Source organism: Bacillus sp. Xin1 (assembly GCF_013314535.1).
Taxonomy (GTDB): Bacteria; Bacillota; Bacilli; order Bacillales; family Bacillaceae_G; genus Bacillus_A.
The window spans coordinates 1-22947 of record NZ_JABUAE010000030.1; the positions used below are offsets into that span (position 1 = coordinate 1).

General features: G+C 32.0%; 27 protein-coding genes, 3 tRNA genes and 2 pseudogenes. 13 read left to right on the forward strand and 19 right to left on the reverse strand.

Features of this window, described 5'->3' with window-relative positions; all coding sequences use genetic code 11:
* Positions 1-603: 603 nt before the first annotated feature.
* Together HRG09_RS20685 and HRG09_RS20690 are read left to right on the forward strand one after the other, a co-directional pair.
* Positions 604-765, forward strand: coding sequence for a hypothetical protein (locus HRG09_RS20685; RefSeq protein ID WP_174102739.1), 162 nt, complete (start codon positions 604-606; stop codon positions 763-765).
* 48 nt (positions 766-813) lie between these two features.
* Positions 814-1176, forward strand: a pseudogene (locus tag HRG09_RS20690) (DDE-type integrase/transposase/recombinase); the annotation flags it as partial.
* A gap of 93 nt (positions 1177-1269) precedes the next feature.
* Here the strand turns inward: HRG09_RS20690 and HRG09_RS20695 are convergent.
* The 9 genes from HRG09_RS20695 to HRG09_RS20735 form a co-directional block, all read right to left on the reverse strand.
* Positions 1270-2223 (reverse strand): S8 family peptidase, encoded by a 954-nt coding sequence (locus HRG09_RS20695; protein WP_174102796.1) that lies wholly within the window; start codon positions 2221-2223, stop codon positions 1270-1272.
* Positions 2224-2796: 573 nt separating this feature from the next.
* Positions 2797-3486 (reverse strand): hypothetical protein, encoded by a 690-nt coding sequence (locus tag HRG09_RS20700; RefSeq protein WP_174102740.1) that lies wholly within the window; start codon positions 3484-3486, stop codon positions 2797-2799.
* Between the two features lie 26 nt (positions 3487-3512).
* Positions 3513-3586 (reverse strand) — tRNA-Cys (locus HRG09_RS20705).
* 113 nt (positions 3587-3699) lie between these two features.
* A tRNA-Cys gene (locus tag HRG09_RS20710) sits at positions 3700-3770 on the reverse strand.
* Between the two features lie 113 nt (positions 3771-3883).
* A tRNA-Cys gene (locus tag HRG09_RS20715) sits at positions 3884-3954 on the reverse strand.
* A gap of 72 nt (positions 3955-4026) precedes the next feature.
* A complete protein-coding gene (locus HRG09_RS20720) occupies positions 4027-4251 on the reverse strand; it encodes a hypothetical protein (RefSeq protein ID WP_174102741.1) in 225 nt (74 codons plus the stop codon).
* A gap of 83 nt (positions 4252-4334) precedes the next feature.
* The gene (locus HRG09_RS20725) at positions 4335-4490 is read right to left on the reverse strand and encodes a YvrJ family protein (RefSeq protein WP_016716676.1); all 156 of its coding nucleotides are present in this window, start codon (positions 4488-4490) and stop codon (positions 4335-4337) included.
* 18 nt (positions 4491-4508) lie between these two features.
* Positions 4509-5417: a S8 family peptidase gene (locus HRG09_RS20730; RefSeq protein WP_174102742.1), complete on the reverse strand. Its 909-nt coding sequence runs from the start codon at positions 5415-5417 to the stop codon at positions 4509-4511.
* Positions 5418-5622: 205 nt separating this feature from the next.
* Positions 5623-5871: a glutaredoxin family protein gene (locus HRG09_RS20735; RefSeq protein ID WP_174102743.1), complete on the reverse strand. Its 249-nt coding sequence runs from the start codon at positions 5869-5871 to the stop codon at positions 5623-5625.
* Positions 5872-6189: 318 nt separating this feature from the next.
* Between HRG09_RS20735 and HRG09_RS20740 the strand changes: the two genes are divergently transcribed.
* The 3 genes from HRG09_RS20740 (at position 6190) to HRG09_RS20750 (ending at position 7811) form a co-directional block, all read left to right on the forward strand.
* Complete coding sequence (locus tag HRG09_RS20740; RefSeq protein ID WP_174102744.1) at positions 6190-6816, forward strand: sigma-70 family RNA polymerase sigma factor; 627 nt, start codon at positions 6190-6192, stop codon at positions 6814-6816.
* A complete protein-coding gene (locus tag HRG09_RS20745) occupies positions 6794-7009 on the forward strand; it encodes a hypothetical protein (protein WP_174102745.1) in 216 nt (71 codons plus the stop codon). The genes HRG09_RS20740 and HRG09_RS20745 overlap by 23 nt, the downstream gene beginning before the upstream one ends.
* A gap of 217 nt (positions 7010-7226) precedes the next feature.
* A complete protein-coding gene (locus HRG09_RS20750) occupies positions 7227-7811 on the forward strand; it encodes a glycoside hydrolase family 25 protein (RefSeq protein ID WP_174102746.1) in 585 nt (194 codons plus the stop codon).
* A 173-nt stretch (positions 7812-7984) separates the two neighbouring features.
* Here the strand turns inward: HRG09_RS20750 and HRG09_RS20755 are convergent, their stop codons facing one another.
* Positions 7985-8689 carry a recombinase family protein gene (locus HRG09_RS20755; protein WP_174102747.1) on the reverse strand — a complete coding sequence of 235 codons (705 nt, stop codon included), beginning with the start codon at positions 8687-8689 and terminating at the stop codon, positions 7985-7987.
* A gap of 456 nt (positions 8690-9145) precedes the next feature.
* Here HRG09_RS20755 and HRG09_RS20760 point away from each other — a divergent pair, with 456 nt between their 5' ends.
* The 3 genes from HRG09_RS20760 (at position 9146) to HRG09_RS20770 (ending at position 13340) form a co-directional block, all read left to right on the forward strand.
* Positions 9146-10165: a dsDNA nuclease domain-containing protein gene (locus tag HRG09_RS20760; RefSeq protein WP_174102748.1), complete on the forward strand. Its 1020-nt coding sequence runs from the start codon at positions 9146-9148 to the stop codon at positions 10163-10165.
* Entirely contained in the window at positions 10166-11839 is a 1674-nt protein-coding gene (locus HRG09_RS20765) for a hypothetical protein (protein ID WP_174102749.1), read from the forward strand.
* 76 nt (positions 11840-11915) lie between these two features.
* Positions 11916-13340, forward strand: a complete 1425-nt coding sequence (locus tag HRG09_RS20770) for a hypothetical protein (protein WP_174102750.1) — start codon at positions 11916-11918, stop codon at positions 13338-13340.
* A gap of 123 nt (positions 13341-13463) precedes the next feature.
* On the opposite strand, the pseudogene HRG09_RS20775 reads toward HRG09_RS20770, so the two are convergent.
* From HRG09_RS20775 to HRG09_RS20785, 3 genes and pseudogenes are all read right to left on the reverse strand, one after another.
* Positions 13464-13740: pseudogene (locus HRG09_RS20775) on the reverse strand (IS6 family transposase); the annotation flags it as partial.
* Between the two features lie 164 nt (positions 13741-13904).
* Positions 13905-15011, reverse strand: a complete 1107-nt coding sequence (locus HRG09_RS20780) for a hypothetical protein (RefSeq protein WP_174102751.1) — start codon at positions 15009-15011, stop codon at positions 13905-13907.
* 76 nt (positions 15012-15087) lie between these two features.
* Positions 15088-15351 (reverse strand): ArsR/SmtB family transcription factor, encoded by a 264-nt coding sequence (locus HRG09_RS20785; protein WP_174102752.1) that lies wholly within the window; start codon positions 15349-15351, stop codon positions 15088-15090.
* 344 nt (positions 15352-15695) lie between these two features.
* Between HRG09_RS20785 and HRG09_RS29410 the strand changes: the two genes are divergently transcribed.
* Genes HRG09_RS29410 through HRG09_RS20800 form a run of 4 tightly spaced genes read left to right on the forward strand, consistent with a single transcriptional unit; the run spans position 15696 to position 17976 of the window.
* Positions 15696-15824, forward strand: a complete 129-nt coding sequence (locus tag HRG09_RS29410; protein ID WP_260632383.1) for a hypothetical protein — start codon at positions 15696-15698, stop codon at positions 15822-15824.
* Positions 15825-15837: 13 nt separating this feature from the next.
* The gene (locus HRG09_RS20790) at positions 15838-16161 is read left to right on the forward strand and encodes a hypothetical protein (RefSeq protein ID WP_174102753.1); all 324 of its coding nucleotides are present in this window, start codon (positions 15838-15840) and stop codon (positions 16159-16161) included.
* 11 nt (positions 16162-16172) lie between these two features.
* A complete protein-coding gene (locus tag HRG09_RS20795; protein WP_174102754.1) occupies positions 16173-17336 on the forward strand; it encodes an FtsK/SpoIIIE domain-containing protein in 1164 nt (387 codons plus the stop codon).
* Positions 17320-17976 (forward strand): replication-relaxation family protein, encoded by a 657-nt coding sequence (locus tag HRG09_RS20800; RefSeq protein WP_174102755.1) that lies wholly within the window; start codon positions 17320-17322, stop codon positions 17974-17976. The genes HRG09_RS20795 and HRG09_RS20800 overlap by 17 nt, the downstream gene beginning before the upstream one ends.
* A 38-nt stretch (positions 17977-18014) precedes the next feature.
* On the opposite strand, the gene HRG09_RS20805 is transcribed toward HRG09_RS20800, so the two are convergent.
* On the reverse strand, positions 18015-18236 hold the full coding sequence (locus HRG09_RS20805; protein WP_174102797.1) for a helix-turn-helix domain-containing protein: 222 nt from the start codon (positions 18234-18236) through the stop codon (positions 18015-18017).
* 434 nt (positions 18237-18670) lie between these two features.
* Between HRG09_RS20805 and HRG09_RS20810 the strand changes: the two genes are divergently transcribed.
* Positions 18671-19255, forward strand: coding sequence for a hypothetical protein (locus HRG09_RS20810; RefSeq protein ID WP_174102756.1), 585 nt, complete (start codon positions 18671-18673; stop codon positions 19253-19255).
* Between the two features lie 448 nt (positions 19256-19703).
* On the opposite strand, the gene HRG09_RS20815 is transcribed toward HRG09_RS20810, so the two are convergent.
* From HRG09_RS20815 to HRG09_RS20835, 5 genes are all read right to left on the reverse strand, one after another.
* A complete protein-coding gene (locus HRG09_RS20815) occupies positions 19704-20096 on the reverse strand; it encodes a hypothetical protein (protein WP_174102757.1) in 393 nt (130 codons plus the stop codon).
* Positions 20096-21259 carry a ParM/StbA family protein gene (locus HRG09_RS20820; protein ID WP_174102758.1) on the reverse strand — a complete coding sequence of 388 codons (1164 nt, stop codon included), beginning with the start codon at positions 21257-21259 and terminating at the stop codon, positions 20096-20098. Before HRG09_RS20820 ends, HRG09_RS20815 begins: the two co-directional genes overlap by 1 nt.
* Before the next feature lie 259 nt (positions 21260-21518).
* The gene (locus HRG09_RS20825; RefSeq protein WP_174102798.1) at positions 21519-21800 is read right to left on the reverse strand and encodes a helix-turn-helix domain-containing protein; all 282 of its coding nucleotides are present in this window, start codon (positions 21798-21800) and stop codon (positions 21519-21521) included.
* Positions 21800-22210: a hypothetical protein gene (locus HRG09_RS20830; RefSeq protein ID WP_174102759.1), complete on the reverse strand. Its 411-nt coding sequence runs from the start codon at positions 22208-22210 to the stop codon at positions 21800-21802. Before HRG09_RS20830 ends, HRG09_RS20825 begins: the two co-directional genes overlap by 1 nt.
* A 40-nt stretch (positions 22211-22250) precedes the next feature.
* On the reverse strand, positions 22251-22694 hold the full coding sequence (locus HRG09_RS20835; protein WP_174102760.1) for a molecular chaperone DnaJ: 444 nt from the start codon (positions 22692-22694) through the stop codon (positions 22251-22253).
* Positions 22695-22947: the final 253 nt, after the last annotated feature.

The window sequence follows — 22947 nt, forward strand, 5'->3', positions numbered from 1 at the left end:
CAAAAAGACTCCGCCTTTTCAACGTACAATGAACTTCAACAATTACTAGCTACTTTCTAAACATCGTTCCTCATTTACCAATCTGTTTATGCTTTTTTCAAACTTTGCAACAGGACCCATTATGTAAACCGTATATAAATACGTTATACGATTTTTTTTAGGAAGGTTTTTTACTAAGTAGTTACGAACTACTTATAGTAAAAAATTCAATGTAAGGAGGGGCATAACTAAAAAGTTAAATGACAAGCATTTATATCACTTTACATATAAGTAAAAATGAACGAGGAATATCTTGTATTTTCTTATATGGAGAACCTCATCATTAGAGCTACTCTTTTGAACAGACAGGCGTTCTCTTTTAGAAAATTTTATGAGAATCAACAATTCGAATTTTAATCTTCATTTACGCAGCACTAGTAATTTAAAACCTTTAAATTTTCGCTCTTTTCTTAATTTACACACTTCAATTTCTCGCCAACATAATTTAAAAATGTCCTACAAGAATCTCCCTTAGCTTAGTCATAGAGTGAAAAAATAAAAACAAAAGTTCTATTTTGGACTGGAAAATTTTAATTGCACTATAATTATAAAAGGGGGACGAAAATGCGCAAAATAAATAATGATCATTTAATAAAAATGCAAACAAATGAAAAAAATAATGAATATATCAAAAGTATTGAGCATGAACTTAAAAAAGCTAAAGAAGCAGCTGTTAAAAAACCACTAGGTTTTTTCGAGTATATAGAGTTGAAAAAAGAAAACTAGTAATCCTAGTTTTCTTTTTCTTTAGAGGAATACTAAAAAGGTTCTAATGCAAAGTTCTTTTTCAAGAAAGTTTTGCGGTTTTTTCATGTTTCAAAACCCCGTGTTATCACATTGGATAAGAACCCAGCCTATCCTATTGCGATTGAAGAGTTAAAGAAAAAGAAAAAGATGCCCGTAGGCATCCAAATAAGGCAGGTAAAATATCTTAATAACATTGTGGAACAAGATCATTGTTTTATTAAAAAGAGAGTTCGTTCGATGTTAGGATTGAAATTTGTTCGTACAGCTAAATCTATTCTTTCGGGGATAGAAGCGATGCATATTATTAAAAAAGGACAACTTGCTTTACGGGGCAAGTCTGTCCAAAATCAATTGAAGTTCATTCATCAACTATTTGGAATTTCTGCATAAGAACAGATTACATTAGGAATCTATACATCTTATTCAATAAATGCAATCCTTGCACCAAAACCACTAAAACTGACTATATACATTATTATATTTTTATTTTGATAGGTCTAATAACCCACTGCCTTCAGCACTAGCATCCAATCCCAAAGAAACCGTACGTTTAATTATTTGTGCATAGATTTCAGCCCCGGTCATAGTTCTTTTAAATTCTTTTTCTGTAATGTTAATTATTAAAGCTGCTGCTCCAGCAACGTGAGGGGCGGCCATAGATGTACCTGAAAGAGTTTTATATCCACTCCCTGGAATAGATGATAAAACATCTCGACCTGGAGCAACCAAGTCAATTTGATTATTGGTATTAGAAAAATATTCAATCTCTTTTTTAGAATTTACCGCTCCCACTTGAACAACTTCCTTGTATGCACCTGGATATATCTTTTCTGTAGTATCAAAATTTCCATCCCCATAATTCCCCGCGGCACACACTATTAAAATCTGTTGGCTTATAGCAAATTTAACCGCATTGTATAAATTTACATCATCCTTTTTCCCCCCTAAGGACATCATCATAACTCTTACTCTCTTACCATCTTCCCCACGCCAATTAATAGCATAATGAATTGCATCAATAATTGATTGGTATTTTGTTTGTCCATCACCGTTAACAATTTTTAAAATAAGTAAACTTGCTTTAGGAGCTACTCCAATTACTCCTTTTCCATTTTTCGCTGCAGCAATGATTCCAGCAACATGAGTGCCATGCGAATTATTGTCTGAAAAATTTTTAATATCCCCTCCATAATCGGATGTGAAATTTCTCCCACCTATAATGTTTTCAGCTAGGTCTGGATGATCAATTTGACATCCAGTATCTAAAATAGCAATGACTACTCCTTTTCCATAATTAGCTTTCTCCCACATCATTGGGGCTTTAATCATATTCACACCAGTAGGAACTATATCATTTGTATTAGTAGATAAAACTAACCCTTCATTAACCAACCGCATCAACCCCATTCTAAATCTTTTATTATAAAAAGAGGATATTGTTCTTAGTAATCATAATTACTCCTCAAAAAGATATAATCCCATTTAATTCTTTTCTTTCTACTTTCCTCTTAAAATTGACATCTGAATACTTCATGTCATATTTGTATCTTTTAGATATTTATTAAGCATAAGTTTCTTTTTCACCTTAACTAAATTGATGCTTCTAAAAAAAATGTCATAACAATATAATAAAACCCCAAATTATGGACTTTAAAAAAATCCATAATTCGGGGTACAGTTTAAAATAGTAAATAGATCATATATCAATGAGGTGAAGATACAATATTAAATTTTTCCTCCACGCTTTATCCAAGTAACATATTCATCAAATATTAGCAGTTTCTCACTTAACTTTAGTGGGGCAAATAATAAAATAACATATAAAAAACCATAAACTAATAAGAATATTGAAAATCTAACGAAGATACTGTAATTTAGACTGATGCTAATAAAAAGACTTATAAAAAAAACTATAAACAATATAAAAAAGTATCTTTTATAGGTAAACATATTCTCCCTCCCTTTATAATAATGATTGTAACACTAAAATGTAGGAGGGAGTATGTTATTTTAGCAGTACCCTAAACGTTTACATGTAGGACCGCAGATCAAGTAATTATCAGAGAAACATTTTACTCCCCAAATCGCTCCACAAATAAGTATACATGCTGGTCCTCCAATAGCGGCACAAGCAACACTACATGCCATCGTACCAGTTAAACCACAAGACATACCTTGAATAAAGTTACATACTCCTGAACATACTGAGCATTTAGAAATTTGGATAGAAGCACCTTCTGTTTCTTGTGCAGCATCGATAAATTTAATATTTTTCAATTCTTCTGAGTCGTATAATGGGTTTTCATGCCAATCTACTTCATAACCATTTTCTTGAGCTTTAAGAGATAAAATAGGATATACTTTTTCCGCTATAGCCTGTAAGGAATGAGACAAACCATCAACAAAAATATTTCCAGTAACTTTCAGTTCTGTCCCTTCAATTGAAAAAGAAACATTAGTGTTAATTTCTTCAAACATTAAACTTAATACTTCAATAGGAGTTTCACCTCTTGTGTATTTAGAGCCTTGAGCTTCAGTAATTAGTTCTTTTAATTGCTTACCTTTTTTTTGTGGAAAGTAATTATCTACAGAATATGAAACTAAAGCTTGTACACTTTGATGAGACAAAGCCTTCTCTGTTAATTTTTCAAGACTGCTCCCTTCTAATTCTTGGAAACTAATTGTGTTTTTTTCTTCCATCATCTTTTCCCCCTATAAATAATATTTGGAGGCGACACTCGGATTCGAACCGAGGGTAAAGGTTTTGCAGACCTTCGCCTTACCACTTGGCTATGTCGCCATATGTTATCTTTCGTTACATAAAAGAGAAATACTTAATACGAAAATCAAAATTTCATCTTTAATTTGTTCTTGAAAGTTTAACTTTTTCGGAAAATTAAGATAATTAAATAGAGGCGACACTCGGATTCGAACCGAGGGTAAAGGTTTTGCAGACCTTCGCCTTACCACTTGGCTATGTCGCCATATGTTATCTTTCGTTACATAAAAGAGAAATACTTAATACGAAAATCAAAATTTCATCTTTAATTTGTTCTTGAAAGTTTAACTTTTTCGGAAAATTAAGATAATTAAATAGAGGCGACACTCGGATTCGAACCGAGAGTAAAGGTTTTGCAGACCTTCGCCTTACCACTTGGCTATGTCGCCATATGTTCCCTTTCATTACATAAAAGAGAACTCCTTAATATGCAAATCAAAATTTCATCTTTAATTTTTCAATCAATCTTTTATAATCTTATTTCTTTTTTGCATACAAAAGATGTTAACTCCATACTGTTTTTCAATAAAGTCAATGAAGCGATGTAACTCACTTGTATATACCATCGCTAAATCCTGATAAAAACACACATCATCTTCCTTACAACAATCTATACATTTCACAACAGTCATTAAATCTCTTTTTAATTCGTTGTATCTCTTCAGTTCATTCTCAATTTCGTTCATGTATGTCCCTCCTACTTTAAAAGCTATACACTTACTATAAGAGAAGCGATTAATCATAAATTCAAAGACAAAGTGAAAATAAATTATTTCATTCGAATTACATCTTTTAATGTTTCAATGACATCCGTTAACCTTTCAAGTTTTTTTTCAAATCTAATTAACAAATAAACAGCTAATGCAACTGGAAAGCCAAAATTACCAATTGCAGAAAACCACGGTTCTAAGTGGGTAGGATCCATATTACTCGTGCCACCTTTCTAAATTAATTGTATTAGTCCGCTACCTTCCTCAAGATATGAAAATCCTAATTTTTTTGCATATATCTTTAAATATGAGTATGCTAGGTACGATGAAACTACGGCATTGTCTGTTTGAGAAGAAACCATATTTAAGACCAAAGCGAACGCACCAGAAACAAATGGGGCAGCCATAGATGTTCCAGTCATTTTTGCATAATTCCCGCCTAGAAACGTTGAGACAATGCCATTTCCAGGAGCAAGGAAATCTAAATTAATAATTGTATTAGAATATAGTAAAGCCTTTCGAGACTGATTAATCGCACCTACTTGAATCACTTCCTGATATAATCCAGGATAATAGTCAACGACAGTATTTGAACTGACATTCCCTTCATTACCTGTAGCTATTACAAATAATACCCCCTTTTCTCTAGCTTCTCTTATTACCTTATATAAATATTCACTATGTACAGCACCAACTATAGACATGTTTATAATGGATACCTTTTCTCCACTTGGCCCTACCCAATCCACTGCGTATTTTATGGCGCGTATCACATTTTCACAATTTCCGGTACCATGAATGTCAAATGTTTTTAAAACGAGTAATTTACTTTTAGGAGCAATTCCATTACTTTTAGAAGCAATAATGCCTGCGACATGAGTGCCATGCCCGCGATAATCTTCAAAAACATACGTATCCCCGTAATCATCGTTTGTAAAGTTATATCCGCCGATAATGTTATCTTTTAAATCAGGATGGTTCGTGCAACAACCAGTATCTATAACTGCAATTACAATTCCTTCGCCTTTTTTACTAGCATCCCAAACTTCTTTTGCTTTAAGTAAATTAATTCCGTATGGTTCATCCTTTAGCTCATAAAATACTTCCTCAACTATTGCCGGACTTTCTTTGATAATGACCATAATTTCCCCCTCAAAAAAAGTATTGTAATTTACAAAGAGAAATCACATCACCTACACTAAAAAACAATATGAAAAAAAAAACATTCTATATATCTTCACGGACATAAAAAAGATGATTGCTATTTAAAATCACAATCACCTTTTATCCTAATGATATTTTAAAAATCTATACCCGTAACATATATTCTTATTTATTGAATAACTCTTATTTGTTCAAGACTGCTGCAATTTTACTTTCCTTAAAACCAATTACTTTTTCTTCAGTCTGCTTACCATTATCTTTAATAATAAATAATGGAATCCCTCCCGCATTGTGCATTTCGAACTCTTTTCTTATTTCCTCATTTGTCACGTCCTTGTTAATGTATTCAAAATTATTTTCCTCCAACCACCTTTTAGCTCTAACACAAAAAATACAACCATCATGACCATATAAAATGATTTGTTTAGTCAATTTAATCCCTCCTTATCTCTATTCCGTAATTAAAGAGCTAATCTTTAGAGAAAAATCAAAAACCTCTTATTTTATTATTTTTATATGTTCCTTCTATTTTTTCTTCTAGGCTTTTATATATCTGTATTTCTCTGACCTTCCCAACTTCGACAAAATGATAATATGGAATTGCATATGGGGTAAGAGCCCCCTTTTCTACTACATAAAATAATGGGATAATACAACAAAAAGAACTTATGTTCTATTTGTTGGTATTTTTTGTTATTTTTTGATTTTTTAGTTGTTTATTTCTCTTTTTAAATAGCGAGGAGGGTATTTATGAGTAATAAAATAATTCAGAATTTTATTAGTAAACACAAAAAAAAGATGGAGCAACCGATTGTTCGTAGCTTTTTGCAAAACAAATATAATTACAATCTCTTTGAAGAAGCAATTACTAATCCAACACCTGAAAACAAACAGATTTTAGATCAAGCCTTTAAATCACATTTTAAAAAAATAAAAGTGATAGATTATGTTAGTAAATTAATACATTACTATTCAATAGACCTCCAGAAAAAAATAACTCTCAATAAACAAAGAAATGTCTTGAACTTAGACTCTGCGATTGAAACGAAGGACGGTAGCACGATGTCCCAATATGACATTTTAACTTTAGACAATGAAGATAATACATATTATAAATTCATACAAAACGAAGACAATTTAAAAGATCACTTAAGTGATGAATTGTTAATCGAGAGTTTTTGTAAGCTATCAAAAAAACAAATAAAAATTCTAAACCTGTTTTATTTAGAAGAATACACAAATAGGGAAATTGCAAAAATACTAGGAGAATCTGAACAAACCATTTCTTATAATCATAAAAGTGCAATTAAAAAATTGAAACAATCCATGAAAGTAAAAAAGGAGAGAATTAATAATGAAAGATTGTACAGCTGTTGAATTTGAAGAAATAATAGAGATGTTTTCCCCAAAGATAAATAAATGCATACGAAATACCCCTAAACAAGAAAGAGACAATGTTGCACAAGAAATAAAAATTAAAATTTTAGAAAAAATACCCATACTACAATCTATGGCTGCACCCTCTTTTTTTGATTTTATAGAACAAAATGGAACCACTAAGCCAAAATAGATAAATCGTACTAAATAAAAATTACTCGTGATAACGGATGGTTTTCTAGCTTCTTCAGAAAGGATGATATTGAGGGACTTGTATGGTTCCCTAATAACTTACTTCTCCTTTAATTATGTTTATCTATATTTTGAAATTTGATATTAAAAAATATCTTTTATATAAACCTACTATTTTTCATTTTGTATACAGTCATTTTAGAAAGGGGAATGGAATAATGGGGAAAATTGTTGATTTTTCACATCATAATGGTGAAATTAACTGGGAGGCAGCTTCAAGAGAATTAGATTTAGCAATTATACGTGTACAATATGGTTCAACTAAGGAGGATAGTCATTATAAAGAGTACATAAAGGGGTGTAAGATGTATGAAATCCCCTTTGCTCACTATGCTTATGCCCTATTTGTCAGTATAAATGATGCAATTGTAGAAGCAAGAGACTTTATGAATCGGGTAGATCCTGAAGCAAAATTCTTAGTTGTTGATGTGGAAGAAGAGACAACACGAAATCCTAATAATATGGCTTTAGCCACACAAGCATTTATAGATGAATGCCGTAAAGAGGGATGGAAAATCGGGTTATATACTGGACATCATTTTTATCACCCATATAACATGGGATCCGTAGATGCTGACTTTCTTTGGATTCCACGATACGGTGAAAAAAAACCTTCTATTCCCTGCGATATTTGGCAATACACTGATAAAGGAACATTAGCAGGAGTGTCTGGAAACGTCGATTTAAATTATCTTAATGGAAATAAGGGGTTAAATTGGTTTATTGGTGATTCATCACTATAGATAGGGGGGGAAATTATCCCCTTATCTATAAGGGGTCACCATATCAAAAAAAGAAAATTGTACGTTTAGACACATTTTAGACACAAATTAACCGGTTCCCTGTACGTTAAGAAAATAGTTCGTATTATTTTAGAAATCTGACCAGCTACTGAGAAGTACAAAAAAGAACCAACTTATAGCTGGTTTAGTGTACCTTCATATTCTTTTATTATTTTATAAAAAGTATTTTTCTTCAGTTGGAGTAACTCCATAAATTTGACACCTGTTATTTCTCTATTTTTCCACTTTGGATAAGTTTCTTCTATTATAAATAATTGTTTTTGGTTTAATATTGAAAGGTTAAGTTGTGGACGTCCTAAATGCTTTCCTTGAGATTTAGCTACAGCAATCCCTTCCGCTTGTCTCTGATGAATTTTTTTTCGTTCTTGATCTGCAACATAGGAAAGCAAAGATAAAAATTGATCTTCCATTAATTGTCCCATATCTCCCATCTCACGAAATTTCCGACTATCAAACAGTGTTTCATTTTCTAAAACAACAATATCGGCTTGTAATTCTCTCGTGATGTACTTCCATTTTGAAATTACCTCATCATAATTACGCCCCATACGATCTAAAGCATCTATGTATACAATATCACCTGTACTCAATATCTTTCGTAATAATTGGTACTGAGGACGATCAAAATGTCGCCCACTTGCTTTATCGACAAAAATACGTCGAGCTTCCACTCCACGTTCCATCATCTTATGTAATTGACGTTGTTCATTTTGATCTTTTGTACTTACACGTATATATCCATAAATATTTGCCACGTTTTGTATTCTCCTTGTATTTGTTACCGCAATTATACCATTTTTGTTTATAAAGGTATTCATTAAAAATAAACGTTTATAAAATAATTCAATCCACCTTTATAAACTTGATACTTCAATGTTTCATAGATGTTCCTTAACCGTTTGTAAAGGTACACCTTTTTTAAACGCTCGTTCACTTTTTAGGACGGGTCATATGTAAAAAGTAAAACTAAGTTTACATCTTTTTATACTTTGTAAAACACGCCGTTAAATATCCAAATAAAAGCCCAGCGATATCATGCACGCTTACTGATATCACTGGGCTTTTATGAGGTTAACATTTTGTATGTTTTGTAAAACTTATTTTCTATTGATAAGTTTTGATGGTATGTATCAATCTCCTAAAATCCTAGATTATTATGAAAAAAATCATATAATAATGTTGTTTACCTTTATCATCCTTACCTATTCTAATTTTTATGTTAAATTAGAATTAACATAAATTATCTTTTAATATATTTTAAAAGGAGGATTTAAATGACAGAGACTATAAAGGCACAAAAATTTGACAACGGTGGAGCGGAAGCAATCAAAGGATTCAATTTCCAAAAGGCAAACTTAATATTACTCTCAATCAATAATTATCAAAAAAAAGATTTTAAAATATATATTGAGGCAGAAGATGATATTGTTGTTAGTTACGAAAATTATAGGGCGTTCATACAAGTAAAAAAACAAAAACATACATTAAATTCAATTAATAAACCAGATAAGAAAGTAAGAAAAGATTCTGATGGTAAAAATATCATAGAATTTTCACCATCTATTTTAGAAAAAAATCTAAAGTCTGGTACTGAAAAAGATACATTTAAAATTATTGTTAAGGAAATTGGTCCAACTGATAAAAAGCAATTAAATATTAAAAAACCAGGATCAATTTGTCCTGAACTTTATAAATTAAGTGATAAAGCAAAAAAAGAACTTATTAAATCATTACCAGCTGAATTAGTAAATAAAATTGAAAATTTTTACTTTTTTATCTCTCCTATTCATGAGGATCTAATTGAAGCAGAGAAGTATTTAATAGGATGTTTAAATGGAATTGAAATATCCGTTGATAATAATAGAGGAAGAGCAATCATAGCTGAGCTGTCTCTGACGATTGATCAAAAAGCACAAGAAGTTATTGTTGACGAGGTTCATAAGGAACTTAAATTGCTGGATAAGAATTATTTGTCAAAAGTCTTAGTTACTTGTAAATCATTAAATGAATTTGATAACATCCTAGAATCACTTGGTTATAGTACACTGGTAAAAAAACAAATAAAAAGTGAAAGATTGAAGATTGAGTTAAATGAAACAAATTTAAAAGAAAGTATGAAAGAAGCTATAACTGAGTATATTGAGCAGATTGAGGATTTAGAGGATATTTCAGATAAAGAAATTATTAATTATCTAGTTAAAAGGTTTACATCTACTGATTCTAAAAGAAATATATTAATATCGGTTGCTATTGAAAGTTTATGTGAATATGAAATAGTAGGAGATGGCGCATAAGTGATTATTGACAGTATTATTATTTACGATTATATAAATCAACGAATTAAAAAAATTTCTTTTAAACCTCAAGCAAATATATTTGCCAGCGAATCAAACACAGTTGGAAAATCTAGTTTAATTAAATCAATTTATCATTGTTTAGGATATAGTATAAAAATTTGGCCAAGTAATTGGAATATTAATAATATGGTATTTCAACTAAAGGTTAAAAATAATGATAGAGAACACTTAATTACTCGCCATAAAAATTTATTTTACATAGATGACAAACAAGAATCTCTTACAGAAAAGGAATATTCTATATGGCTTCAAGATTTTTTAAATATATTTATAAAAATTAAAGATAAAAAAAGCAAGCTCTTATCTGATGTGTATGCTAGTGAAATCCTTCTACCGTTTTACGTAGATCAAGATAAGTCTTGGAATGGATTTGTCTACACTAAGTCCTCGGATTCATTTGCCAGGTATAATAATACTGTAAAAAATGTGTTTGATTTTTATTTTGAAATTGCAAATAAAAAATTAATAGATTTAGAAATAGAAAAAAGTAGTATTGAGATAGAATTAAATAATACTCACAAAAAAATAGAAGCACTCAATCTTTTAGAAAGTGAACATTCAACATCACCAAAACCTGCAAATGTCATTAACTTTATATTCAATAATAAGAGAGATGAACCCCAAATTAACAACTACTTAAAGATGATTAGCTCATTAAATAAATTTGTTGCTGATATTGATAATAATATCATTGAATTAGAAACAAAAATTAACCAAGTCAGTAGGGAAATTACAGAATTAACTAAGTTAAAAAAATCCTATAATAATAAATTTAATGAAATAAAATATGCATGTATTCATTGTAATTCCAAATTGACTCATGAACAATCGTTAACGAGACTTAAAATTAGAAATAACCAATATGAAATAGTTGAACAAATCAATAAAAATAAGCGATTAAAAGAAGAATATGAATATACAAAAAAAGAAAAAACGGCTGAAAAGAATGATTTACTAAACAAAATATTAGAAACCGAAAAGATATTACAGAATAGTAATGAATACTTTGATTTAGATTCTTATATAGCAGATCGAGTTAACCAGGAAATAACAAATAATTATATTCAAGTTGAACAAAATCTTTTTAATGAAAAAGATTTTAGTCTTGATAGCATTAAAAAGATTAACAAAAAAATTTCAAGTGAGAAAAGATTGGGTAATCAGAAAAGGGCTGAAATAAAGAAAAAATACGACGAATTAATAAATGAATATGAATTATATTTCAAGGGTGTCAAGTTAGATGATATCAAATTTTATAGTTTTAAAGAGGTTACAGGAAGTGGAATGGATGCTAATAAAAAAATGTTAGCATTATATACTCTTTATGCTAACTTAATAGATAAATACTCAGACATCAGAGTACCTTTTGCGATGGACTCTTTTATCAAAAATGAAACCGCTACCGAATTGAAAGAGCAAATGTTCGGTTTTTTATCTAAGTATTATTTGGCCATCAAAAGGCAAACTTTCTTTTCTATAATAAACGAAAACATTAAATATTTAGACGAAAAAAATAAATACAACTTTATTAATTTAGAAAGACCGATTTTAGAAGAAATAAACGAAAATAACAAATTTTTAGTTAAGACATTTGAAGTAATTGATATATAACAAATATTTATATAAATATACTAGATTCTATTCTTGTGCTGGAATAACAGAAAATATTAAAAAGAGGTGGATTTAATTGTCTGAAGATAAAAGAGAAATTCAAGTTTCAAAATCTCATGAAGTATTACCATTTACTAACTTCGAACTTTATTTGCAAGATTTAGGATTGCCACATGAGGGAATTATAGCACCAGACGGTGAAAGAACAATGATGAGGATGATTTTACCTCAAACTATACAACAACTTTCTCCTCAAACTAAAAAAGATGCGATATATCTATCTAAATTTGTAGCTAGTTCAGCTATTGGTTTACATGATGCAGCTTTAAATTACTTATGGAATGAAGTTGTAGTCTCATTACGAGAAAAAGTAAAAATTTATGGATTAGACTTATTTTTCGATGCAGCAGTTGGTGGAGACTTAAGAGAAACATACAGTACAATTGAAGATTTAAGCTTAATAAAAGATAATACTTTGGTCGATACATGCCGAAAATTAGAACTTATATCAGATATTCTCCATGAAAAATTAAAACATATTCTATTCATGAGAAATAATATTGGTGCATCACACCCAAATGGAGAAACAATTAGAACGCTAGAGCTTTTAGGGTGGCTAGAGACTTGCGTAAAAGATGTTATTGATGATAGACCATCGGAAGCTGCATTATTTGTACAGCAATTGATTGTCAATCTAAAAAAAGACAATATAGTTTTAGATCAATCACGTTTAGAACAGATACACGAAAATTTACAGCAGCAAAACTCAAGAATTTCGGGTAATTTGTTGATTACTTTATTTAGCATTTTTACTAAACAGAATACATTACCAAATGTGAGAGATAACATACTTAAGCTAGCACCAATTGTATGGGATGTTAGTCCGGAAAATAAAAAATATGAAATAGGATTTAAATTAGATCAGTTTGCTGTTAATCTCGACGAGCCTACGTTGGCACTTGGAAACAGCTTTTTAGAAAAGTGTGATGGAATTAGTTATAAATCTGAAGGAACGAAAAGTAGAGAACTGAATGAATTATTAAACAGATTATTAGAAACACATAATAATCATGATAATTTTCATCATGAGGTACCTATTGCTAGACATATAAAGAAGTATATCAATGAAGAGACAGATATATTATCAAATGTAGAAGATAAATTAATAAAGACTATTCTTATTTGTAGGATTGGTAATGGTACATGGTATTGCGAAGGTGTTTCTCCAGGAGCTAAGCCTATATATAATGAAATAATAAGGCTATTTAATTCAAAACAAATAAATAAACTCATCAATTTTTTGAAAGAACCTGAAATAAGGAATATGCTATCAAATGATAATTGTATTTTACAAACAAAGGGATTACTTGGACTTATTAATTTAGACTTGCAATATGGAAGAACTAGGGAAGCTATAGAATTTATTTTTAATCATATAGATAATGCAAAATCTAAAGTTTTCTCAATAAAAGAATTAAAAGATCTGATGAGACATATTTAAAGTTTAATAAACATCCTACACAATTTTGAGAAACGTGTAGGGTGTTTCAAGTATTAATGAATATATTATCGATAAATATAAATATACAAATATCATCATGCTCATTTTGTATGATTTCACGTTTAAGTACATCCATTGACCTTTTACTTTAATATAAGTTTCATCGACTCTCCACGAATCATTTGTTAATTTAAGATGATGTCGTACTTTCTCTTCTAATTGAGGTCCATATTGATGAACCCAACGCATAATGGTGGTGTGAGCCATTGATAATCCTCTTTCCTCCATCATTTCTACCAGGTTACGGAAGCTCAAATTGTACCGTAGGTACCACCTTACCGTTAATAAGATTAGTTTCAGGCTGATAATGTTTCCATTTAAACAAATTTTCCTTTTCCATACTGATCATACCTTTTTTAGATTCATACTATCAGTATGTCCAAGTTTAGGAGATTACTTGCAAGAGCCTTGAATTTTTTGCACCAGAACCAAAAATATAGATATATTAGCCTCAACAAACAAAGATAGGCTTATATAACTAATTTATATAAACCTATTTTTGTGTTAGGTATTCTGCACAACTTCCTTACGCACATCAACAACAACCGTTACATAGATATGTCTAAGTTTTAGCTTCTTTGCAGCTTCATAGGCTGCATATCCAGATAATACTTGATATCGTTTAGAATTATCTGCTCGTTTAACAATAATTTTCTCTGAAAAAGTCTTCTTAGTCTCATAGTATTGAATTTGTTTTATAATTTCTTCCTCTTTGATACTCGCTTTCTGTGTATCTAATAATGCACGGATTCTATCCATTCGCATTTCTGTGGATGGATGGTACACTTGAAATACATTTTCTTTAATAGTAATTTGAAGTGGGAATTTTGTAGGAATACATCTTCCTCCGTCATTTAGTCTTACTTTATATATAGTGCCCTCGTTTGAAATATGAACTTCTCTACATACTTGTTTCTTATCCCATGACCAATACATGCGATATGTTTCTTGATGAGTTACAAGTGCAAATTGAGAACAAAATTCTTGAAAATAAGATAGCATTTCCTGTTCTGTAGAAAATAAATTATTTTGAAGTAGCTCTTGTTGCAACTCACCTTTCACTTCTCTAATTAAAAATGTTGTTCCATTCTTGCAATCTGGACAAACAATCCCCATTTTGGATTGTATTTTTTTGATAGATACTACTCGCTTATCACAACGTTGACCACATCTTTGACAAACTCCATCGTATTTTGCATGCAGTTGTTCTATACGCTTGAATACAGTGGATTTAGTTTTTGAAGCTATTCTTGTCGTTTTTTCCTCACGTATTTCAGCTTCTTTTTCTTCCTGCTTCTGTTGTAAATGAGAGCGATATTTAATATGGACAGGAGCGAAAGTATACACCTCTTCGGGAGTGTGGCCCATCGTTCCTTCCATTATAATTTCATTTGCATCAGCTAACGAATCTCCTGCCTCTGCGATCATCTGTAATAATTGGTTCCATTGTTCTGAACGAATTAGTGCTGTTACTTTAACTGACTGTTCTTCCTTATTAATAGATGTCATTTGCTTTGTAACATCATGGAATTCTATTGCAAATAGATATTCCGGATCATGAGCTAAATGACGAATATGAGAAGGTTGACCTTTCACTGTAAGTTGAATCATCCTGTTCCCCTCCTGTTATGTTTTATTCTGGTGATAGTCTGAATACTCTTAGTAGATTTTTACATTATTTTTGTACTCATAAAAGAATCTGGATGATTCGAGTCACCGTTTCATTATGAACCTGATACAATTTTTTAGCTTCTTTCCGCCTACTGCTCACGATATCCAAATTCTTTAATGTTGTTAAGTGTTGCGAAATCGTAGATTGAGGAACCTCAAGTATGTGACATAATTCTGAAACGGTACACTGTCTATTTTGTATGAGTACATGCAACAACCTAAGTCGAATTGGATGAGCAAGTACCTTTAAAAGTGCCGCTTCTTTTTTCAATTCTTCCACCTTACGTACACCTCCTTCTTTTCCTGTTAACAGAATTAGATATGTTACATGTGAACATACAATATATGTAGTATTCATTATATGGTGTATACAGTTATTTTAACATATACATGTTAGAAAATTTCGAATGCTAATCTTAAGAAAGTGGTTTTTATATAATTAGGCAACATCTGAAAGTGCATATTAGACAATCCGAACTGAATATTCTTTACCAATGTAATTATCAAAGTAAATATCAAGTTTATAACCAAAGAATCTATCATGGTAGCACTATCAAAAGAAATCACTCATTTCTGTATGTTTATAGGCGTTTTTGAGTTGTGTTTATAAAGGGAGGCAAGGTAATGAACAGCAAGATGGCAACAGAAGAAACATGTGAGTATTGCAAATGTCTTTTATCGGCTTGGTTGTATTGGGATTATCGCGGAAAGAAATATTGCTCTGAATCTTGCGCGCACTTTGATAAAAATTAAAGGAGCTAAGACTATGTTCTCTAAAAAAGAGGTAATCCCATTTCGTTCCTTCATGGATCAGTCTTATAAAAAGAAAAAATGCGTACAACTGTACAGTATAGGCCCAATCAGTCCATTTACCTTTTTTCATATGTCACAACCCATTATGAATACGTATATTGCACTTGGTATCTTAGGAGGCGTGACAATTGGCGCTGTATTGGTAGAAAAATACCTGGTACGAAATAATCATGTTTTTTCAGCAAAGCTCGTTTCAGAAGGCCTATATTATGGGATGAGACTGGGTGGAATTGGATTGATTGGTTATGTGTTGATACGTGTATTAATCATGTTATAGGGGGAGAGACAATGAAAGAGTGGTTAAAAAAGCGTAAATATAGATACCAACTTGAGGAGGTATTCAAGAAAGCAAAACTATATGAGGAACATGTCACAAGAGGCGGGAAAATACCCATATATCCTAAAATTCATGATGTGCTTGAAGAAAAAGAAAGTGTACGATACACGTTTACCTTGCCTAATGGTGTAGATCCAGCTCAAATTCAAAAGAAATGGTTTTGTTTTCAACAGATACTAGGAAAAAACCTTATGATTGAAGGCGATATTAAGAAGTTTGTACTCCATGTGTTTCATTCTAATGCTGGTTTCAAGCAATATAATTATCGTTATAAACAATGGTTACCATTATTGAAGAGCTGTCGTCTTCCAGTGGTAGTAGGAAAAGATCAGTTTGGTAAGCTTATTGTGTATGATATGGTAGATGCGAATACACCACACTTGCTTATCGCTGGTGAGACAGGGAGCGGAAAAAGTAGCATGGTACGTGTTGTTTTGTCTACATTGATACAATACATGTCACCAGAGCGGCTTCATTTATACTTAGGGGATCTTAAAAATTCAGAGTTTCATTTTTTACGAAGGGTGCAACATGTAAAAGAAGTCTGCATGGAAGAAGTTGAAATGGAAGCCATGTTAAAAAAGTTATGGAAAGAAGTATTGCGTAGAAGAAAGCTGATGGAAGAATATGAATTGGGCCATATTGATGAATACAATCAAATGACAATGAATGAACAGATACCTTATATTTTAATCGCAATTGATGAAGTTGCGATGCTACAAGACGAGCAAGAGTGTACCTCAATTATAGAAAAGATATCCGCTGTAGGACGTTCCCTTGGTATCTTTCTGATGCTCAGTATGCAACGTCCAGATGCAAAAGTATTAGATGGTAAGTTAAAGCTCAATATGACCGTAAGAATGGGCTTTAAATGCGCAGATTCTATTAACAGTAATATCATGGGAACACCTGGATCGGAGAACCTAGAACAATCGGGCCAAATGATTTTGAAATTAGATGGTTTACGCAAAGTGCAGGCTCCTTATTTGGCATTAGAGCAAGCGAAAGAGATTGTAGAACCTTATCGCTTATCCAAAGAACAAAACGCCGTAAATGAAGAGTTAGGGGGTCAAATACAAAAAGTATTTGGAGTGTTAGATGATGACAACGAATAGAGATAAGCAAATTATAAGGCATTTAGAGCAATTTCGATGTATGTCGCGGGATGATATTATTGATCTTCATTTTAAACACTTAAAAAATGCAGTCACTTGCTGTAACACTGTGATGAAACGGTTATGTCGTGAGGGATATATTGATGTTGACACGTCTCAACGTCCCTATGTGTATTTCCCCTATCCCAGTCCCATTCGTAAAAATAGCCAAAAAATTAGGCATTTTCTAGCTATCGTAGATGTATATAAGCAGTTAATACGGTTCGAAAAAACAAGGCTATTTCAAGTGGAGCCGAAGTATAAGAAGGAGTACATGGAACCAGATATATTTACGATTTGGCGAAAAAGTCCATTCTTTATAGAAGTACAAAAATCCGCTTATAGTAAGAATGTCATGCAAACAAAGATAAAACGTTATGAAGCCTATTTTCGTAGCATGGAATGGCAAAAAGAATCCTGGCAGCCTAAACATACCACTGTATTTCCGTCCCTTCTCATTCTCACAGACTCTCAATACTCAATCTCAAGTTCTAATTTCCGTATTTTCCAAGCATCTTCTATTCAGCATTTTCTTGAACAGGTACAACCAAAGGCAAAAAACATTTCTGTGAAAGTTGGATCATCAAGAAAACAATTGTAATAGTGAAGAAAAGCACAAGACCTTGTTTCTTGTGCTTTTTACATATCCCAGAAGTCATTTATTTTTGCATGAGGATCAACTTTCCTTATAGAATTTAATATTTTTTTCATAATCTCTGGTTTTGGTATATAAGAGGTGTCTCTACATGCTTTACTTATAGTTTTAGCAGATACTTTAGATTTTTTAGCCAACTCTTGTTGTTCAATGCCTTGTCGATCTAACCATTTTTTTAGATTAGTTCTTTTATGGCAAAAAAACATTTTTCTCACTCCCATATCCATAATTTTTTTATTTACAATTATGGACAAGAAAATGAACCTATATACACTTCAATTTACCCTGGGGTTAGTTGAGATATGAAAAAATGAGATTCATAGATTATTCACACGAACGATTTATTGATATTTTCTCTTGGAATGAGGTATACATACAATGCAAAGATTTGACTTACGCATCATACAACAAATCTTTGCAAAGCAGTTTCCCAAAAAATTCCGACACAATCCATTCATTGTTAATAGCGGCATTAGAACTTTATATTTTACTTGTATAAAGATAAGTCAGCAGAAAGTGGATGGAAAAATAAATAATGGTCATTCTAATTTTCGAAAGAAATCATATATAAATTCCCACTAGAAATTAGTAAAATGATACTATAGTACAAGTGTAGCAACACTATAGTGGAGGTGATGATATGGAGAAAAATGATGATGTTGTAAGTGAAGTGCATCTAAAAACAATAGATGTCTCCCGTATCACCAATTTAGCGGAAAGCACAATTAGAAAATATAGCTTAGAATTAGAAAAACAAGGTTATCACTTCAATAAAGATGGCGATACAAGACTGTATAACGCGGATGATGTGACGGTTTTTAATACTTTGAAGGAGATTAGAGAAAAAACGAAGGTTTCTTTAAGTCATGCTGTCACTGTGTTGATGACACAACAGAATCGCGCGACGCAAGGTGTAGCGTCTATGGAGGTTTCTGCAACAGGGGTTCGTAGTGAAGAAGAGCGACACGCGCTACAAGTTGTATCGCAGGAAATGCGAAGTTTTTTCGAAGATATAAGGACTGAATTTATAAGTTTTCGAAAAGAACTTGAGATAGAACGCCAAAGCAATGATCTTGTTCGAAAAGAGCTCGAAACAGAGCGCAAACGAAACGAGGATTTAGAGAAAAAACTGGATGGTATTATGGCAGAATTAGAAAAGCTTAATGCTAAAACAGATAGTTCTAATTCCGAACCCAAAAGGAAGAAGTTATTTGGGTTATTTTAAACTAATACAGTAAAAAAAGAGTTGCTTATATAAAAGTAACTCTTTTTTTACTGTATTATGCATATGGATCATCACCCCAATCATCTAGCCAACCCAGGATTTCTCCTCTAGTTCTTCATGGGCTTCCTCAGGCTTCGTTAAGTCATGCTGTCACTGTGTTGATGACACAGCAAAATCATGCGATATAAGGTGTGTCGTCTGTTGAGGTTGTTGTAATAAGGGTTTGTAACGAAGGTGAGCGACACGCGCTACAAGTTGTATCGTAAGAAGTGGAACGACAATGTAACGAATTTTTCCGAAAAGAATTCGAAGCAGAACGTAAAAGAAACCAAGAATTAGAAAAACTTAATGCTAAAATGGATAGTTCTAATTTGGAGGTATGTGGGCTATTTTAAACTAATATAGAAAAAAAGAGTCGCTTATATAAAAGTAACTCTTTTTTTCTATATTATGCATATGGATCATCGTCTAAATCATCTAGTGAACCCCAGGATTTCTCTTCTAGTTTTTCATGGGCTTCCCCAGGCTTCGTTATATCTTGCTTTGTTTCGACATGTGTTTGACCTAAGGTAGATGAATGAATAGGCTGTGACTCTTCATCTTGCTTTGTTGGTACTGTCGTTAAAGGTTTTGTTTCAGCATCTAATGAAAAAGTATATTTGCGCGGTAGAATTTCCGCTACGTCTGTATCGCCAATTTGTTTGTGAAGTTGTTGCGCCGCATACAAAAAGAACATTGTTAAATCGCTTTGTTTGTTAATAAAATCGATCATTTCTGGTGAAATGTCTTTCTTAATATAGACATTTGCTCTGTCTCCAGCTTTATATACTTTACGAGCCATTATTTTTCACCAGTAGCAGCAATTAACGCTTTTTCTTTTAACGCATCAAAGCGTGGTGAACAAGTGTATACAAGTAACCCGCGAGAGTTTACGAAAAGCGGATCTTTTAAGAAAACAACATTCGTTAAGCGTCCTTTTTGTTCTAAAATTTGCTGTAAGCTTTCTTTTACGATTGCGGCACCACCACCATAAATAAATACATATGGATCATCTTTCATATCGTCGATTTTGTTAATAATATCAGTTGCAATTCGATTCGCTAAACCTAATAATGCACCGCGTGATGCTTCTTTTAATCGAGTATGGCGAGGATGTTCTGAATCTAAATAAATAGCATTAAATTCAGCAATACTATCAATTGTTTTTTGTTTGTTGTTTAAGTTCCAAACCTTGATAATATCTAGTAAGGTTTCTTTGACACCATATGGTAAACCTCTACTCATTTTATGCTTAAAGCTGACACCTTGGGAAACTACTTCTTCTGTAGTGCCGGCACCAATATCAAAAGATAATAATGTTTTGTCAACAAAGTCGGTTTCTACAATTTTATCTTCTCTAACTTCTACTTTGCGTTTGATTGTTTTCCCTTTTTCATCATATACAATTCCCCATGCTCCAGCAGCACCCTCTGGCAAGCATTTGCAATATTCCACTTGGATATTAACTGTTACGTCACGTCCGCTTGGATGATGGAATGTTACTGTATGGTGGTTCATATAACGCTGTGCATACGCTTCCGCTGTTTGAGGTGTAATTGTTGCAACAGGTAATGCAACAGAAAGATCAAAAGTTACATCTATTTTATTTTTATTTGGTTGCTTTTTCATTGCACTAACTGCTAGACCAGCTAATGTTACCAGGACCACAAGATCATCCTTTGATTTATCGGATTTCTTTTCCATTTCAATTCCCTTGATGTTTTCATCAATCACCTTTTGACCAATAATATAACGCATATTATTTACTGATAGGGCTGGTGATGAAATAGTCACATCAATATTATTTTCTAATTCCTCAACTGAAATATCTTCTTCACTTAAAATGTTTGTAGCTTCTCCAATGTGATGAGAGTAAATGCTTGATATAAATAAAGGATCGTGCCCTAAAACTGCTAATTTTAAACCACTGTTCCCCGCGTCTGCACCAGCTTTTAAAATTGTCATATATAAAACCTCCCAAAAGATTTTTTATTATTTACTAAGTTAATTCCATTATATGCTAAATGATTTCAAAAAGTCAATACAATTTCATATAATTTGATACAAATAAATACAAGTAAATACAAAAAATATCGGCAAAAACCCATAAAAATCATTAAAATACAAGTATTTTTCGTATTGATACATATTTACTTGCATTAACTTGTATTAACTTGTATTGACTTTTGTTGAGTTTTTATAATTCACTTAAAACTTTGAAACCTCAATTGCTTTTAGGGCGTGGGGATTGCTGTTTTTTTGAAATGATCCACCTGTTGCCAATCTTTTTGGCCTTTACTTCTCCCGCAGCGCATAAATTTTTAATTGTTCCAGGCGGCATATCCCACTTTTCAGCAGCTTCCTCAACGCCCATAACTTCATCCAAAGGATCACTATCATTGTGAATGTAATTAGTCACCAGCTGACGTAGTGTTTCAGCTGGTGCGCTTGTTTTTTGTAGAAATTGCTCCCAGACATCGTCTGGAAGCCTAAATTTTCTTTGCATCAAAATCCCTTCCTCTCAATCTCGCAATTGTATTGTTTTGCGAGATCTTTCGCATATTTTAAAGCGAGGTGACGTTCCTTGCCTGTAAACATTTTCTCGTGCTTATATGGGCCATAAACCTTCTCATTCTCTATCCATTCCCTAGCAACAATTGGCCGCATTGCTAGTTGTACATGATACTTAACACGATTTGTATAATAATCCCTTCTTCTAACAAGCGTTACAACGTTTTGAAATTCAGTATTTACAACGGTTTGAGCATGTTCATAGATTTCCATTTGATACTGTTTTAGCTTTTCAATAACTTCTTCTAGTCCTTTAATATCTCTGTCACACCAGTTGCTATACTGTTTTAATTTTTCAATATCATATATGTGTTTGAATTTATCAAAATTAGCATTAATGTACATTGGGCATCCTCCTTTTTTTAAAACCTAAGGGGGATCCCCCTTAGGCTTCAAGTTTTGGCTTGTTTTTCTTGATTCGTTTTACTTCATGCATTGAACGAATTTCATCGAGTGAGAAGTCCTTTTTATGAAACTTCTTATACTCTCCTTCGTACCAATACCAAGCCTTTTTCTTGGATGCCCATTTGAAGCCAAGTTGTTTTAATTCTGTTTTTAGTGAGTAAGTATTACCTGTAATCCAGATCCAGGTTCCAATGATTTCAATTTCAAGATCGTATTTGATAAGTTCGTCAATGATGTTTTGGTATGCTCCAGTGTTTTGCTTTCCAGAGTTACTATGTAGTTGTTCAAAAAGTCTGTCATACTCTTTCTTTAATGCAATAAAATCTTCATGTTTCCCGCCACAATCGGGATGGTGTTTCTTTGCTAGTTTCTTGTATTGTTTCTTAAGTTCTTCTAAGGTAGTGACACTTTGGAAAAATTCCATGGTCATCATCTCCTTTTTTATTTTTTTGAATGCGCTAGCGCATTTCTTAATTATATTTTATCGTGCGCTAGCGCATGGAACAAGTATTTTTTTACTTATTTCCCATTATTTTGCATTAGTTTTTTTGAAAGTTGATTTATATCACAATAAAAGCCCAAGTACTAGAAGGGGTACCGCCAGCATTTCGGAAAAAAACCACGCTAAGAGCATGCAAGATTTTATACAATTTTTCGGATAATCCAGTAACAAATAA